At 43.3% G+C, this 17,397-nt stretch carries 13 protein-coding genes; 10 read left to right on the forward strand and 3 right to left on the reverse strand.

Going from position 1 to position 17,397, the window contains the following annotated elements:
• The first annotated feature begins 3 nt into the window (after nt 1-3).
• From ACFPFU_RS13385 to ACFPFU_RS13420, 8 genes are all read left to right on the forward strand, one after another.
• Complete coding sequence (locus tag ACFPFU_RS13385) at nt 4-1,761, forward strand: SusE domain-containing protein (RefSeq protein ID WP_377065269.1); 1,758 nt, start codon at nt 4-6, stop codon at nt 1,759-1,761.
• Nucleotides 1,762-1,828: 67 nt separating this feature from the next.
• Nucleotides 1,829-3,268 (forward strand): glycoside hydrolase family 30 protein, encoded by a 1,440-nt coding sequence (locus ACFPFU_RS13390; RefSeq protein WP_377065270.1) that lies wholly within the window; start codon nt 1,829-1,831, stop codon nt 3,266-3,268.
• Nucleotides 3,269-3,278: 10 nt separating this feature from the next.
• Nucleotides 3,279-4,757, forward strand: coding sequence for a glycoside hydrolase family 30 protein (locus ACFPFU_RS13395; protein WP_377065271.1), 1,479 nt, complete (start codon nt 3,279-3,281; stop codon nt 4,755-4,757).
• A 215-nt stretch (nt 4,758-4,972) separates the two neighbouring features.
• Complete coding sequence (locus tag ACFPFU_RS13400; protein ID WP_377065272.1) at nt 4,973-6,685, forward strand: asparagine synthase-related protein; 1,713 nt, start codon at nt 4,973-4,975, stop codon at nt 6,683-6,685.
• Between the two features lie 123 nt (nt 6,686-6,808).
• Nucleotides 6,809-7,279: a very short patch repair endonuclease gene (locus ACFPFU_RS13405; RefSeq protein WP_377065273.1), complete on the forward strand. Its 471-nt coding sequence runs from the start codon at nt 6,809-6,811 to the stop codon at nt 7,277-7,279.
• 130 nt (nt 7,280-7,409) lie between these two features.
• Nucleotides 7,410-8,474, forward strand: coding sequence for a LacI family DNA-binding transcriptional regulator (locus ACFPFU_RS13410; RefSeq protein ID WP_377065274.1), 1,065 nt, complete (start codon nt 7,410-7,412; stop codon nt 8,472-8,474).
• 143 nt (nt 8,475-8,617) lie between these two features.
• Complete coding sequence (locus tag ACFPFU_RS13415; protein WP_377065275.1) at nt 8,618-11,035, forward strand: glycoside hydrolase family 31 protein; 2,418 nt, start codon at nt 8,618-8,620, stop codon at nt 11,033-11,035.
• Between the two features lie 5 nt (nt 11,036-11,040).
• Nucleotides 11,041-12,450, forward strand: a complete 1,410-nt coding sequence (locus tag ACFPFU_RS13420) for an MFS transporter (RefSeq protein WP_377065276.1) — start codon at nt 11,041-11,043, stop codon at nt 12,448-12,450.
• Between the two features lie 100 nt (nt 12,451-12,550).
• Here ACFPFU_RS13420 and ACFPFU_RS13425 read toward each other — a convergent pair whose 3' ends face one another.
• Nucleotides 12,551-13,354 carry a M48 family metallopeptidase gene (locus ACFPFU_RS13425; RefSeq protein WP_377065277.1) on the reverse strand — a complete coding sequence of 268 codons (804 nt, stop codon included), beginning with the start codon at nt 13,352-13,354 and terminating at the stop codon, nt 12,551-12,553.
• A gap of 204 nt (nt 13,355-13,558) precedes the next feature.
• On the opposite strand from ACFPFU_RS13425, the gene ACFPFU_RS13430 reads away from it, so the two are divergent.
• Entirely contained in the window at nt 13,559-13,978 is a 420-nt protein-coding gene (locus tag ACFPFU_RS13430; RefSeq protein ID WP_377065278.1) for a DUF4442 domain-containing protein, read from the forward strand.
• A gap of 7 nt (nt 13,979-13,985) precedes the next feature.
• Here the strand turns inward: ACFPFU_RS13430 and trxA are convergent, their stop codons facing one another.
• Both trxA and ACFPFU_RS13440 read right to left on the reverse strand, forming a co-directional pair.
• On the reverse strand, nt 13,986-14,303 hold the full coding sequence (gene trxA, locus ACFPFU_RS13435) for a thioredoxin (protein ID WP_377065279.1): 318 nt from the start codon (nt 14,301-14,303) through the stop codon (nt 13,986-13,988).
• Nucleotides 14,304-14,388: 85 nt separating this feature from the next.
• Nucleotides 14,389-14,925 carry a DinB family protein gene (locus tag ACFPFU_RS13440; RefSeq protein ID WP_377065280.1) on the reverse strand — a complete coding sequence of 179 codons (537 nt, stop codon included), beginning with the start codon at nt 14,923-14,925 and terminating at the stop codon, nt 14,389-14,391.
• Between the two features lie 46 nt (nt 14,926-14,971).
• Here ACFPFU_RS13440 and ACFPFU_RS13445 point away from each other — a divergent pair, with 46 nt between their 5' ends.
• Complete coding sequence (locus ACFPFU_RS13445) at nt 14,972-17,002, forward strand: M3 family metallopeptidase (RefSeq protein WP_377065281.1); 2,031 nt, start codon at nt 14,972-14,974, stop codon at nt 17,000-17,002.
• Nucleotides 17,003-17,397: the final 395 nt, after the last annotated feature.

Consider the following 17,397-nt stretch of genomic DNA (forward strand, 5'->3'; position numbering starts at 1 on the left):
AAGATGAAAAAACATATAAATTTATACTTCAGTTTCCTATGCCTATTTGTGGGGGCCTGTGAGATGGACGGTAATATGGAGCCGATCGGAAATTGGACCATGACAGAACCGACTCTGGTGACTTCAGAGGAAGCGATAGTGCTCAATGAAAATGAACCTGACGCACAAATCAGTCTTGAATGGACTCCTGCCGTCACCAGTAATAGGTTTATCGTTTCCTACAGATTTATGTTGGTTCCCGAAGGCGGCACAGATTTCAGCGATGCCTTGATGGAAATTATTCCGGCAAACTCCGGAAGGGCTTTATCTGTAGCGCCAAAGGCTTCTGACATCAATTATGCACTTTGGGCGGCCTGCTATCCGAAAGGAGAAGCTGTAGAACTGGAATGGGTCGTCATTGCAAAGGCGATAGAGAAGGAAACCATCACCAGGCAAGCCGTTTCCATTACTCCCTATAGCACGGAGTATATTCCTTCTTCCCTGTTCGTCTCAGGATCGGCAACCGAAACGGGCCCCGCTACAGGTGATGCCATTGCTATGAACGAGAGAGTGAAAGCGGATGGAAGCAGAACCGGTATTTATGAGGCGTATACGGCATTAAAAGGGGGTGAAACATTGTATTTCAGAGATAAAGCCGAGGTTGGCTCAAGAAAGTTTGGTGGTAACCAGGGTATACTTGAAGCTTGCGGTGAAGCCATAACAGCACCTGAATCAGGGGAATACCGGGTAATTGTCAACCTAAATGACAACACCTACGAGTTCACCAAAATTGACCGATGGAGTTTGGTGGGAGACGCCGTAGAAGGCGGATGGGGAGGAGATGTCCCGCTTACTTATCAGGGAAATGGGAAATGGAGTGCGGAACTTGATTTCTTCAAGCCCTACGAAACAGCAGGATTCCTTTTCCGGGCTAACGGAGACTGGGGAAAGTTGTTGAAGAGAATCAAAGGCACTGACACCGATAACAATCTGGGAGGACAACTGGTGATGGAGTCCGTTGCCCCATCTTTAGGGATAGAATTTGAGGACATTCCAGGTCCGCTTGAAGGCAATTATACGGTTACTTTGGATCTTTCTTCATCCGGTCCAAAATACTTGCTTGAGGCCAATGAAATCGTCTCTCCACCGGTAAATTCCGACGCAGTGATAGGAAAGACAAACAATCCTGATGGGGATGCGGTCACGGGTAATTTTGATTTCGGGACTTTTGATATGCCTGATAAACTTTATATGATTTCCGATGGCCAACCGGTTGCTGAGTTTACTAAAGACGGGACTGTTTTCAACTCCGAAAAGTACCTTGCCTTACAAGAGGGCATGACTTACTTCTTAAACTCAGAAGCTGATGGATCCGGAACCAACTACAATGAATTGGGAGATGGTTCAATAAGTATAGAAAGAAGCCAGGCTTATCAAATATCAGTGAATTTCGAGACAGGGAAGCTTCACTGGAAATATTACAACATCAAGGTTTTCCATTGGGATGAAGTGAATGGGGGGTGGGATGCCAGAGATGAGGTCAGAATGACTTATATACACCCCTACCAATTTGAAGTAACTGCAAATCTTAAGGGTGGTTTTGATGTAAAATTGAACTCTCCCTGGGATATTCAATTTGGAACTGATGCTAAGGCATTAAGTGGTACCATGACCAATAACGGACCGAATTTCAAGGGAATCACCCAATCGGGACAATATAAAATCAGTATCACTGTCGCTGAGGATTACAGCGAGTGTAGCTATGAATTTGTAAAACAGTAATCAAATTTTCCGGCAGTGCGATTCGATCTATTGAATCCCGCTGCCGGATACTTCAATATATCAAACCATGTGGATCAACACACAAATAACAAAATTTGGCTTACCCATCCTCATCCTTTCTCTGGCAGCTATGTCCTGTAACGGCGGGAAAGCTGAACATCACAATCCGGTATTTCAACACATCAGCAAATGGGAAACAAGCGGGGATCGATCCTTATTGCTGGAGAAGAATACGGATGATTTTCAAATTTCTTCCAATGATACAGAACTCCCAGTTATTCAAGTAAGCGAGTCAGAGATCTATCAAGAAATGGACGGTTTTGGTTTTACGCTCACAGGAGGGAGTGCCATGTTGCTTCAGAGCAAACTCTCGGGGACGAAAAGAGCCGAGTTACTCCATGAGTTATTTTCAAGATCAGAAGAGGCTGTCGGCATCAATTTTCTAAGAATCAGTATAGCTTCCTCCGACTTGGATGAATACGTCTATTCCTATGCTGATGGAGAGAATAACCAACCGGATCCCGATTTAAAGACGTTTAGCTTGGCATATGATTCTCTTTATCTGGTGCCTGTCCTTCAACAAATACTTAAAATCAATCCTGATTTAAAGATCATGGGTTCGCCTTGGAGCCCTCCAGCTTGGATGAAAACGAACAACAGCCCTATTGGTGGGAAATTGAAACCTGAATATTATGCTGCTTACGCACAATATTTTGTCAGGTACATCCAAGCCATGAAAGCGGCGGGTATTCCCATTTATTCGATAACCATCCAGAATGAACCTGAGCATCCCGGTAACAATCCCAGTATGCTGATGGAAGCGAATGAGCAAGCTGAATTTGTAAAGGCACACTTGGGACCGGCATTCGAAAAAGAGGGAATCGATACGAAGATCATCATCTTTGATCATAACTGTGATAATCCAGGATATCCGATTGAAGTGCTTAACGATACCGAAGCCAGAAAGTATATCGACGGGTCTGCGTTTCATTTGTATCTTGGAGATATCGGGGCTTTGTCAGAAGTGAAAAACGCGCATCCTGACAAGAATCTTTATTTCACGGAGCAATGGACTTCCTCCAAGGGAAAATTCGATGAAGACCTGCACTGGCATACCAAAAACTTAATCATAGGGGCGAGCAGAAACTGGGCTAAAACCGTCTTGGAATGGAACCTTGCCGCAGATCCTGATCAGAAGCCTTTTACTCCTCACGGAGGTTGTTCCATGTGCCTGGGTGCATTGACTATTGGAGAAGATTCGGTCAGTAGGAATGTTGCTTATTACATCATTGCCCAGGCTTCGAAATTTGTTCCTTCAGGATCGGTAAGAATTGCATCCACCCCATCCGAGGATCTTCCCAATGTGGCGTTCAAAACGCCTGAAGGCAAATATGTACTCATTGTATTGAATGAAGACAGTTCGGATAAAGAATTTACAGTTTCATTGGGTGAAGCGGCTGTTTCCAGTTCGGTGAAGGCTGGCGCTGTAGCAAGCTTTGTATGGTAAAAATCAGGTTATGGGTTCAATCAGTGTGAGACTTAGGGACTTGGTATCTCTTACGATAGGGACTTTATTGCTTGTCCATTTGAACGCTTGCTCTGGGGATGGCCCGCCGGGCTATGAGCCTCCAAAACAGGCGGAGGAAATCGGAAAAGCCTCTCTCTGGCTGACCACGGGAGATCGCAGTAAATTGCTGAACCAAGAGACGGATATTCCTATTACCAAACTGGATGATTCAAGCCTGCCTGCCATCACACTATCCTTAGAAGACAAAAAGCAGCACATTGAGGGATTTGGAGCCGCCTTGACCGGCTCCGCTGCTTACCTCATCCAGCAAAAAATGAATCCTTCGCAGCGGCATGCCTTGTTACAGGAGCTTTTTGATCCGGGCGTTGGTATAGGGCTTTCTTATTTAAGAATGACCATAGGATCATCCGATTTCTCCTTGAGTGATTACACTTACAATGATCTTCCCCATGGGCAAACAGACTATAATCTGGAACGCTTTTCGATTGAAAAAGACCGGGAGGATGTGATTCCTGTTTTTAGAGAGATTATAAATATTGCTCCAAACCTAAAAATCATGGGTTCCCCTTGGAGTCCGCCGGCCTGGATGAAAACCAACAACAATCTGAGGGGTGGTAAATTAAAACCGGAGGCCTATGAAGTGTATGCTGAATATTTTGTTAAGTACATCGAAGCTTTTCAAGCGGAAGGCATAACTGTTGATGCGGTTACGGTTCAAAACGAACCCCTGCATTTCACAGCCGGATATCCCTGTATGGAAATGAATTCGGAAGAGCAAAATGTCTTTATCAGGGATTTCCTGGGTCCAAAATTCAAAAGCAAGGGAATCAGTACAGACATCATCTTATATGATCATAATTGGGACAACACCCATTTCGCCATTTCCATTTTGAATGATCCGGAAACAAGAGAATACGTCTCCGGATCAGCCTTTCATGGGTACGCAGGCCATGTTGACGCTACGGGTATCGTCCACAGTTCGCACCCGGATAAAGGGCTGTATTTTACGGAAATTTCAGGTGGTGAATGGGCAACCAACTTCAGTGACAATCTACAATGGAACATGTCCAATATTTTTATTGGGACCACGAGGAACTGGTCAAAGAATGTCCTGATGTGGAACCTGGCCCTGGACCAGGATTTTGGGCCGAAAAATAATGGCTGCCAAAACTGCAGGGGCGTGGTCACCATCAACAATAACAATGGTCAGGTTACCAGAAACGTAGAATACTATTCATTAGGTCATTTCTCAAAATTTGTAAGACCCGGCGCCTGGAGAGTGGGAAGTAATACTTCCGGTAATATGGACGGAATCGAGCACGTCGCGTTTTCAGATCAATCCGGAAAGAAAGTTGTAGTAATTTCCAACAATAACAATGAAGCCAAAGAATTAAAGGTCAAAGCGGACGGGGGACAACTCATTTACAATCTTCCGGCTAAATCTGTCATTACTTTGGTTTGGAATTAAATTATATAGAAAGTTGCGATTACGGAAAAAAAGGAAAAGTACTTAAAGGCTCAGGTTCATTATCCAAATCAGGCCAGTCCTTTTTAAATAACGAAATTATTATTATTTTAAAATATTTTTTTTGTATTTAAATTACGTTTTTATATATTTGAATCAACCAGTATTTTCAAAAACCGCTACTACTTAGCATTCGTTTTTAATTTAAGTTTTTTATTATGATCGGCATATCCATATTTTCCAACGAAGAAGGATGGGAGAATTCTGCATCAGAGCCAGATGTTTTGTTCTCCAATTCCGACCTGATTGTTACCCACAACAGTAGCTATCAGTATCCCATCTGTTTCGAAAAAGCCCCAGGCAATATTATGTTAATATTTGAAGGCAAAGTATATGACAGACCTACATCAAACTTGATGGCGGATATTAAAAATCTCATCGATTGCGAAGTCGCCATCGAAAGGTATCTATTCGAGGTAGATGGCGAATTCTATTTGTATCTCATTGACATCGACCGTCTAACGGTAAAGGTTTTTGGTGACCATCTTAACCGGCTGCCACTTTTTTACGGATATAGAGAAAACAAATGGGCTGTATCAAGGGATATTGGATTCGTCCGGCATTTTTTAAACGCCTCGATCAACAAGCTCCATCTGGCCGAATTTCTGGTGTTTGACTACAACCTGGGAGATCACACCCTGTTTAACGATGTATTCCACCTTCAAATTTCCAAAAAACTCAAGGCGGATTTATCGTCCCGGAAAATCAATGCCCACCATAAAACTTTTTATTATGATTTTTCCCAAAAGCACATCGAAGACGTAGACGACAAGTTGTTCGATGAAATGGCGTCTGTTTTTCTAAAAGCTTCAAAACACCGTGCAAGCCAACACAACATACTGTCCCTGAGCGGTGGCATGGATTCAAGATCTGTTGCAGCGGCGCTATGTAGAACCCGTGCGGAGGTTATGGGTGTCACTTTCGAGGATGAAGAAAAATCAGCTTCCGAGGATGTGGTCATCGCTCAAGAGATCGCCCGGTCACTTGATATAAAATGGAAAAAGGTGAGCTTATCGACAGACAATTTCCATCATGACGTAAAGGAATCCATCCGGTACAAGTTAGGCATCCAGCCGGCGAGGTATTATTTTCTCAACCAGTTTTGCCAGAAGGTCCGTGATTTATTTGGGACCAAAATCACTTTTTTTACAGGGGACGGAGGGGACAAAGTTTTTCCCGATCTGTCAAACGGGATAAATTACCATAATGACAATAAGCTCTTCCAACAGATTATAAAAGAAAATTATGAATTTCCTATTGCCCAGGCTTCCAAATTGACGGGGATCCCCCGAAAGAAGCTGGAACTCCATATAAAAAACACCATAGCCGGATTTCCAGGCAAAAACAGTGGTGATAAGCATGAGTATTTTGTTCTTACTTGCAGGATGAAACGGTACATCTTTGAAGGAGAAGATAGAAACAGACGCTTTTTTTGGTCCACAAATCCATTTTTAAGCAAGCCTTTTTTTGAATTGATGATGAAAATAAGCAATACAGTAAAACAAGACGGGAATTTTTACAAAAACTTTGTCCGCCGGCTTGATAAAGATGTGGCGCAAATCAGGGATGAGAATTATTCCAGTGGCAAAATTTCTGTGGGCAAGGGTTTTTATCAGTTTGCAAAAGATAGAGCGAATTCATTTTTGAGCAGGAAATATAAAGAAAGGCTAAAAGCTTTGTTCGAAGGGAGAAAATCTTCGAAAACTGTGGAACTTTATAAAACCCTTATCCAGGAATACAAGACAAAAGATGTTCCATTAGACGTGGATCAAGTCGAAAAAAGTCTTCGGCATTATAGCACGGGGCAGTTGTCACTAATTGCTACTACCCTGATGGTCAGCCAATATATTTCCAAAACTTCCCGGCGCTAATGAACGGATTTCTTTTGGGGCATGTAATAATAACTTTATTCCAACGGTAAGAAAACTTTGTCTTGCAAATGTTTTCATCAGTTAATCTGGTTATATTGACACTTGTCCCAACACATTCAGCCTTTGAAGCGCTATACACCCCATACCATTAAAGTCCCTAAGTTCTGTGAGGAAAACGGTTTTTATACCACCAAACAGAGGTCTTATAATATGTCCAGAATCAGGGGAAATGACACCAAACCCGAGCTGCTTCTAAAAAAAGCTTTATGGCATGCAGGGATGCGCCACCGCAGCAACAAACGCAGGTTGCCCGGCAAGCCCGATATTACCTTTATCAAATACAAGCTGGTTATTTTTATCGATGGTGCTTTCTGGCATGGACACGATTGGGAAAGAAGAAAGGAGAAAATAAAATCCAATCGCGGTTTCTGGATTCCCAAGATAGAGAGGAACATGCAGCGGGACGGAGAGATCAATGCTTTTTATCTTTCCAGAGACTGGACAGTTTTAAGATTTTGGGATTTTGAGATAAAAAAAGAATTGGGTTCCTGTGTAAAACGTGTGGCTGATGCCTATCACGCAAACCATTTATAGCAGGGCTCAACCTCTGCCCTCTGGAAGTGATTTTGAGTCTGATCGTTTAAGGATCTTGTCAAAAGTTGGTTACCTTGCAGGAAGGGTATCTTGATTTAAAAAATTAATTCATATACGTTTTATTAAAAAAATGATGGGCCAAGCGACATTAAAAGATATAGCCAAAGCATTACAAATTTCTTCATCAACTGTTTCCAGAGCGTTGAAAGATTATCCTGGGATCAGTTTGGAAACCAGGAAAAAAGTGAAGGAGTTGGCGGAGAAACTGAATTATCGCCCCAATGCAGTCGCCTTGAGCCTTAGGAAAAACAGATCATTCACTATCGGTGTGATCATTCCTGAGGTGGTTCATTTTTTCTTTTCTACTGTGATCAGCGGCATAGAGGAAGTTGCCATTAACAATGGGTATAACGTGATCCTTTGTCAAACCAATGAAAACCATGAACGGGAAAAAAAAATAGTGGAGACCATGATTTCCAGCCGGGTAGACGGGGTATTGGTCAGCTATGCGCGTGAAACCCATACTTTTGAGCATTTCCAAAAAATGAAAGACATGGGATTACCTGTGGTGTTTTTTGACAGGATACCCGATATGGATGATACCGTAAACGTGATTGTCGATGATGGCAAAGGTGCTTATCAAGCTGTGAAACATCTTTTGGACCAAGGATATGAAGACATACTCCACCTTTCCGGACCTAAGAACCTGGCCATCAGCAAACTCAGGGAAGAAGGATGTAGAAAAGCTTTACGAGAGGCAGGCAAAGTCCTGTCAGAAGACCGTATCATTGAATGCCCCAACGGAACTATAGGGGAAAGCGAAGGTATTTGCAGGAGGATATTTGCCCACTCTCCGCCGGATGCCGTTTTTGCCTCGAATGATATTGCGGCTGCCGGTGCCATGCGGGCCGCTAAAGAAATGGGGATCAAAGTTCCGGATCAGTTAGGAGTTATGGGATTCAGTAACTGGCAGTTCAGTTCCATGGTAGATCCGCCCTTGTCCACGGTTTCCCAGCCCGGTTTTGAAATCGGTGAGAAAGCAGCTTCCCTTTTATTGGAAATGATAGAAAATCACCGGTACATCCCCAGGACCGAGGTTTTGGAAACCCAACTCATTGTAAGAAAATCCACGTTGCCACAAAAGACCGGTTTTTTTGATTTTTCAGCTTCCGGCCAGCAGGCGGGGCTTGAATAATTACGCTGGCCATTCCGGCAGCAACGAAATCGGTAAAACCTTTTATTCCAATTCAGGTTTTTTACTCCTACATTAGTTAATAAATTAGTCCTGAATAACTGTGACAGACCGGAAGTGATATTTTATTCCATACCTTATGCGCTATGACCGCTATTTCCCTTTCACCAGACATTGTTATCCCCGGATCAATATTGGAATACAGTCCATGTGATACGGGCATTATTGGCAGAACCGAAAATGGATGCTTTAAACTTACAGTTTATTCGGCCAATATCATCAGGGTCCAGGTCAGCAGGGCCGGTAATTTCGCAGCTAATCCCTATTCGGTTGTCTCGCAACCTGTAAAAGGACTACACGGGTTTTCCGAAAATCAAGATCACATCCTTTTCAGCACCGCAGCTGTCTCGGTTTTTATCCAAAAAAGCAATTTTGCACTTACATTTAAGAATAAGAATGGAGAAATCCTCAATGAAGATGTCCCGGCCTTTGGGATAAACTGGCTGGGGACTGAAGTTAGCTGCTATAAAAAACTGCGCAGATGGGAAAAATTCATTGGCCTGGGGGAAAAAACCGGCGGACTAAACCGCTACGGCCAGGCTTATGTCAACTGGAATACCGATCATTTTTCGTATGGCATAGAAGATGACCCGTTATATATTTCTATCCCCTTCTATATCGGACTTCATCACCATCTTGTCTACGGCATCTTCTTTGACAATACACACAAAACGGTTTTTAATTTTGGAGCCAGCAACAATCATTATGCTTATTTCAGCGCTGAAGATGGCGACATGGATTATTATTTTTTTCAAGGTGATACAGTATCTGATATCATTACGGGCTACACTGACTTGACGGGGAGGATGGAATTACCACCTCTTTGGGCACTGGGATACCAGCAATGCCATTATTCCTATTTTCCCGACAAAGAAGTCATGAGGCTTGCGCAGACTTTCAGGGAAAAGGACATTCCAGCAGATGTCATTTACCTAGACATCCATTATATGGAGAAATTTAAAGTTTTCACTTTTGACAAGAAGAATTTTCCCGACCCTAAATCCATGATAAGCACTTTGAAATCACACGGGTTTAAAGTCGTGGTGATATTGGACCCGGGTATAAAGATTGAAGACAATTACGATCCTTATATGGATGGACAGGATAAGGATGTATTCCTGAAATATCCAGATGGCAGTACTTATGAAGGGCCGGTTTGGCCGGGATGGTGTGCTTTTCCTGATTTCACCAACGGCAACTCCCGGAAATGGTGGACTGAAAAAATGCGTTATTACATGGATCTGGGAGTAGATGGTTTTTGGGTAGACATGAACGAACCTTCCGCCTGGGGTCAATTTATCCCCAACATTGTCCAGTTCAACTATGAAGGTGCGGGAGGCAGCCACAAAAAGGGAAGAAATATATACGGCATGCAAATGGCGAGAAGCAGTAAAGAAGGGGCACTACTTCATTCTCCCCAAAACAGGGCCTTTGTACTAACCCGATCCGGATATTCGGGTGTACAACGTTTTGCCGCGGTATGGACAGGAGACAATGTAGCCAGTGATGAACATATGCTGGCTGGAATAAGGCTTGTCAACAGCTTGGGAATTAGCGGAATGGCATTTTCCGGATACGACATAGGCGGATTTGCGGGCAATGCATCAGCCGGCCTATTCGCCAGATGGATCGGCATTGCTGTTTTCTCTCCTCTATTTAGGGTACATTCAATGATCAATAGCCATGACTCAGAGCCATGGTCTTATGGAGAGGAAGTGGAGGAAATCTCCAGAAACCACATCAAACTAAGATACCGTCTGCTTCCTACTATTTATAATGCTTTCTACAAAAGCTCTTTAGATGGCTTACCTATTGCGAAAAGCCTTGCCGTGGATTACCCTTTTGACGATCTGGTGTTCCACGGCAGTTATCAAAACCAATATTTGTTTTGTGACAGTTTTCTGGTAGCTCCCGTTGATAGCCATAAGGAAATTATCAAAATATACCTGCCTCAATCAGAGTGGTATCATTTTTTTGACGACCGAAAATACAATGGGAACCAGGAAATATATTTCGACACGCCTTTAAATTACCTACCTGTTTTTGTAAAAGCGGGGTCCATAATTTTTCTACAGGGTAACGTCGCTCATTCTGGAGACCCCCACGACGGGATATTAAGAATCCACTTATATAAGGGAAACGGCGAAACCCATCAGATCTTTTATGAAGACGATGGGATATCCAACGCCTACAAATCGGGAAAATATTACCTACGAAACATATATCTCAATCACGATTATCAACACCTTAGATTGGAGACAATGGAGGGAGAATATCAAAGCAGCTATCGAATACTAAAGCTTTATTTTCACGGATTTACAGCTCAATACGCGGAAATAAACGGAAAAGAGACCATCCTCTCCCATGAAGACGTCCCTTTTTTGGATAAAATCAATGAATATGACCCTTTCCCCTCGGGGAGGCACCCTTATAAGTACTGCCTTGCGGTCCCCTGTCTTGAAATCAACCACGATCATGATCCCATCCATATTCAATTAAAGTAAAGACGATGGCGCCGACACAAAAAATCCGGACCACAAGGCTTTCCTTTTGGCAGATTTGGAATATGAGCTTCGGATTTCTCGGAATACAAATGGGCTTTGCTCTCCAAAATGCGAATGCCAGCCGGATTCTCCAAACATATGGAGCCTATATGGAACACCTCTCTTTATTTTGGTTAGTGGCACCCATAACGGGAATGATCGTCCAGCCGATCATTGGGTATTACAGCGACAGGACATGGACAAAGTTAGGACGGAGAAGACCTTACTTTTTAGCAGGTGGGGTATTGGCTGCTATCGGATTGATCCTGATGCCCAATGCTTCCATGTTTACCGCTTACTTGCCGGTCCTGTGGATAGGAGCTGGTTTTTTGATGATCATGGATGCGTCATTTAATGTGGCCATGGAACCATTCCGTGCCTTGGTGGCCGATAAACTCCCTACGGATCAACGGACTTTAGGATTCTCGGTACAAACCATGCTGATTGGTATAGGTGCCGTTCTCGGCTCCTGGTTACCCTATGTGCTTGCGGAATGGGTTGGGGTAAGCACCACGGCTTCGGAGGGGATCATACCGCAAAATGTGTTTTTTTCCTTTATCATCGGCGCGCTGATATTGGTCGGCAGCCTGATTTGGACTGTAGTGAGAACATCAGAATCCCCTCCAGATTGGGACCACGAGGGTACTGAAATCATTACTCCTGGCACGGGCCTGCGCAACATCTTTACTGATTTTTGGGATATGCCAAAGGCCATGAAGCAGCTTGGATTGGTTCAGTTTTTTTCATGGTTTGCCTTATTTTCCATGTGGGTATATACCACGCCCGCGGCCGCCCAGCATGTATGGAACTTGCCCCCTACAGATACTTCTTCCCTTGAATTCAACACGGCGGCAAACTATGTTGGGGTAATATTCGGAGTATACAACCTGGTCTCGGCTGGATTTGCTATCCTACTTTCGGTAATTGCCTCTAAAGTAGGAAGGAAGGGCACCCATTCCTTATGTCTTGGCGCAGGCGGATTGGGTATGGCCTCTTTTTTTCTAATCACAGACCCTTCCATGAAGTGGATGTTGAACATATCGATGATTGGTGTGGGAATTGCGTGGGCAAGCATTTTGGCTATGCCTTACGCCATATTGGCGGGATCTATTCCTGCCCGAAAAATGGGCATATACATGGGGATTTTTAATTTCTTCATTACAGCCCCTCAAATTGTCAATGGACTTGTAGGTGGCTGGTTAGTGAAACATCTTTATGGTGGCCAGGCTATATATGCATTGTTGACCGCTGGTATTTTTCTCTTCGTGGCTGCCGTCTCTGTGATGTTTGTGGAAGACGAGGATGATGTGACCGGTATGAGCCCGAAAAAGAAAAACAAAGGCCATTCCGGTAAGGCGGGAAAAAACAATCACTGATTTGTTAAAAGGCCGGTATCTCGGGGATCTTACCTATTTTGCACAAAAAACCCGAGTCAGGCACTTGAGCCTGATCCGGGTTAGGTACGGAAAAATCGGGTTATTTTTTGTTTTTATTATAGTATTCCAGTGCTTCGGGCATCTGTTCGTTTAACCTTTCGATCCTCCTGTTTGGACCCGGGTGGGTAGATAAAAATTCAGGAGGCCTTGCTCCTTCGGCACGGGCATTCATTCTCTCCCAAAATTCGGGAGCCTCTCTGGGGTCGTATCCGGCGATGGACATGAAAATTAACCCCAGCTGATCTGCCTCCAATTCCTGATCCCTGGAAAATTTGAGCATCCCGACCTGCCCTCCAAACCCTACGGCCTGCAGAAAAATAGTTTGTGTCAGGCTGGGGTTTTGGCCCATAGCAGCCTGTAAGCCGCCCAGCAAACCGTTTGCCACCATTCCCTGAGACATTCTCTCTCTGGCATGGTTAGCGATGGCATGGGCTACTTCATGCCCCATTACCACTGCCACGCCTGTCTCATCTTCGCAAATAGGCATGATCCCGGTATAGAAGGCCACTTTTCCGCCAGGCATGCACCATGCGTTCACCTGATCGCTTTCAATCAAATTAAACTCCCAGGCAAATCCCTCAGTGACTTCGGAATAATTGTTTTCCTTGAGATAATTTTCCACAGCCGCCGCTATTCTTCTGCCAACATTGATCACTTTCTGGCCATCAGCTGTATTAGTGACCACTTTACTTTCCTTCAATACCTGATTGTACTGGTCATATGACAGGGGAAGTATTTCCGTATTGCCGATAATACTTAGTTGTCTTCTCCCACTTAGGGGCACTTTGGCACAACTATATACCAGAATCCCTAAAAATAATAGTACGGTTAGTTTTTTAAACATGATAATATGCGTTTTCGATCGAATGCAAATTACCAAAAAAGATGCCAGAAAAATCAGTACTATTTTCAAAAATTCGTATTTTGAATGAGGGAATCAATTCGGCCCTCCCCGTTGACAAAATGCTGTAATCCCATGTCCGATCTAAATGCACAACAAGAAAAATTCCGCAAAAATATGCTAAGGCCTTTACCTTTTTTTTGGTTTATGCTGACCAAACTGCCTTCTATAACGTTCTGGAATATTCGTATCAAGCAATTGGGCAAAAATGGCTGCCAAACGATCTTACCGTTTACATGGCGTACGCAAAACCCGTTTCGTTCTGTTTATTTTGCTACCCTGGCCGGAGCGGCCGAACTGGCTTCAGGAGCACTTTGTATGCTGCACCTGACAGGAAAAAAAGAATACTCCATGCTCGTCACGGATTTTGAAGCCACTTTCTCCAAAAAAGCCACAGGCACTGTCTCCATGACATGTGAGGATGGTCCGTTGCTTCTACAAACGTTGGAAAAATTAGAAAAACCGGGCGACGTCCAAACCCTCAGGATGGCTGTCACCGGCACCAATGAAAACGGAGATGTCATTGGGAATTTCGCCGTCACCTGGTCCTTTAAAAGAAAAGGGTAAGGGCAGGTCATACCCTCTCCGCCTCATGCTTTTCAATGGTCTGTACAAGTTGGTGTGCAGAAACCACCCCGGATTGCCGCCATAAAGGTTCCCCTTTCCGAAACAAAATCAGGGTAGGCACTCCTCTTATCTGAAATTTATTTGCGGCTACGGGGTTTCTGTCCACGTCTATTTTGATAATTTTTGCCCTGTCGCCAACTTTAGCGGCCACCTCCTGGAGGATAGGTTGCATCATCTGGCAAGGGCCGCACCAAGTGGCGTAGAAATCGACCAGTACCAGCTTATCCCCCTTTATCAGTTCAGAGAAACTCTTCGTATTTGACATTAGTTCAACATTTTAAATTTCCACACAAATTTACGACCTGATCTCCCCCTTTGTCAGTAACCTAGATCACAAATCCGGGATCACATCATGGGATGGCATCGTACCGTTCTTGAAACAAACGGATATGGTGCTCCATATGGCCCGCCAATATATAGGCGATGGCCCTGAGCGACATAGGGTGAGCATCCACCAGTCCGGTTTTTTGCCAGTCATCTTCCCTTAAAGAATCCATAAAACACGCCCAGGAAAGCCTGTTCAGTTCAAAGGATTGAATCAATAGGTCTTTTTCCATTCCGTTGAATCCTGCTGAATCCACAAACTTATCCTGATCGAAACCCGGAAGGAAGGTTTTTTCGTCCCGGGCTATACAAACGCCCCTGAAATGGAATACCTTCTCGGTATCTATCAAATGTCCCAATACTTCTTTAAACGTCCATTTTCCCGGCGCATAGCTTTTTAAAGCGCGTTCTTCGTCAAGTTTTTCGTAGTAGGCTTTGATAAAGGCAGTCTGTCTATCCAGCATCCCATCAATATCAGTTCCTATTACTGAGGCAATGTATCTTTCATAATAAGGTTTGTACTCTTCCGGACCGGGAGCCATTAATCCCTGAATTCTCCCCATAATTTTACTATTTTTGTTTCTATTCTAGAACAATACCACAGCAAATATGAATCCATTATTGGAAAAGTTTAAAACGCCCTTTGAAACAGCACCCTTTCACCTCATCAAAAATGAACATTATTTACCGGCTGTGCAAGCCGCAATAAATGAAGCCAAAAAAGAAATTGAAAAGATCAAGAAAGTGTCCGATCCGAATTTCGAAAATACCGTGGAGGCTCTTGAAAATTCTGAAAGCGGGCTTTCTGTCATTTCAAGCATATTTTTCAATCTCAATGCTGCCGAGACCAATGAGGAAATCCAGAAATTGGCGAGAGAAATATCACCTCTCCTGTCTGCCCATAGCAATGACGTATTGCTTGACGAACAGCTTTTTGAAAAAGTGAAATGGGTATACGACAAAAAAGACAACCTAACCCTTGAAATTGAGCAACAAACCCTTTTGGACAAGATGTACAAATCTTTTATCCGGAATGGGGCCCTGTTAGATGAAAGGGGAAAAAAGCAGCTTAGAGAAATAGACCGGAGCCTATCCCAACTTGGCCTTAAGTTTGGAGAAAATGTTCTCAATGAAACCAATAAATATGAATTGGTGATAGAGGATGAGGCCGATTTGAAAGGGCTTCCGGAAAGCGCCAAAGAAGCAGCAGCCCAGCTGGCAGAGGAGAAAGGGAAAAAGGGGAAATGGGTGTTTACATTGGCTTTTCCCAGTTATGTGCCTTTCATGACTTATGCGGAAAACAGGAACCTTCGGAAAGAGCTTTTCATTGCCTATAACAGTAAGGGCTGTAAGGGGGATGACTTGGACAACAAAGAGATCATCAAAGAGATATTGAAATTAAAGGATGAAAGGGCAAAGCTACTTGGATATAAAAATTATGCCGAATTCATACTGGAAGAACGTATGGCCGGAAGCGGGCAGAAAGTACTTGATTTTCTTTATAATCTTCTTCAAAAAGCCAAACCCAAAGCGATATCCGAAATGGCCGAACTGGAAGCATTCGCCAAAAAACTGGACCGGATTGATGCACTTAAAAAATGGGATATCAGCTATTATGCGGAGAAACTGAAAAAGGAAAAATACGAGGTAGATGACGAGTTGTTAAAACCCTATTTTGAACTCAACAACACCATCGAAGGCGTGTTTGTCACGGCTAAGAAGTTATACGGTATGGAATTTATACCTAACGCCGACATCCCTGTTTATCATCCTGAAGTGACAGCATATGAAGTGAGGGACCAGGACCAAAAGCACATCGCAGTATTCTATGCCGACTTTTTCCCACGGCCGGGGAAAAGAAACGGGGCTTGGATGACGTCGTACAGGGGTCAGAAAAAAACAAACAAAGGTGAGCAAAGGCCACATATATCGATCGTTTGCAATTTTAGCAGGCCCACGAAGAGTAAACCCTCTTTGCTTACTTTCAATGAAGTAACTACGCTTTTCCATGAATTCGGGCATGCCCTTCACGGCATGTTGGCTGAAGGCCGATATGAGTCACTTTCTGGCACCAATGTATATTGGGATTTTGTGGAGCTTCCTTCTCAAATATTTGAAAACTGGTGTTATGAAAAAGAATGTTTGGATCTTTTTGCCAAACATCACGAAACCGGGGAAAAAATCCCGTTGGACCTTATTGAAAAATTAAAAAAAGCCGCCAATTTCCATCAGGGTTACCAGACAGTACGCCAAATCAGTTTTGGGCTGTTGGACATGGGGTATCATACCTCGAATCCCGCTGAAATTGACGAAATAGCCGAGTTTGAGAAAAAAGTAATGAGAGACACAGAATTGCTGGAACCTGTCGAAGGCACGTTGATGAGCAGCGCGTTCTCCCACATTTTCCAAGGAGGCTATGCGGCCGGATACTATAGTTACAAATGGGCTGAGGTGTTGGATGCAGACGCCTTTGAACTTTTTTTGGAAAAGGGAATATTTGACCCTGAAACTGCCTTGGCTTTTAAAAACCACATTCTGAGTACGGGGGGAAAAGAGCATCCGGAAGTGCTGTACCAGCGTTTTAGAGGAAGAGCACCTAAACCTGATGCCCTATTGAAAAGGGCAGGTTTACTTCATTAAAACAAAACTAAAAAGGGGCTTATGAGGGGAGCCCCTTTTTAAAAGTACGTTTGTAAAAAACATTTATATTGTTGGTGGAAAAATCAATATAAAACAAATTTGCAAATTCATTTTAAATGATGATAAATCCAATTATCAACAACCATATTAACGCGGACACCATAATAAGTACAGTAAATTGTTTATCTTTCATAGCCCCGAAATTTTAACGGTGGAACATTGGGTTTAAATTACAAATAATTTGGCTCAAAAGCAATAATACCCGATGTTAAACGCGAAAAATATGAGGAAAGGCTAGAGAAAATAATTTCATAAAGCAGTCCAATACATAGGAATAATTACATTATTTCTAAAAAAATGCTTAAAAAAATGGAATTTTGTCAATCAACCCTCTG

The sequence above is a fragment of the Negadavirga shengliensis genome (assembly GCF_042652345.1).
Taxonomy (GTDB): domain Bacteria; phylum Bacteroidota; class Bacteroidia; order Cytophagales; family Cyclobacteriaceae; genus Negadavirga; species Negadavirga shengliensis.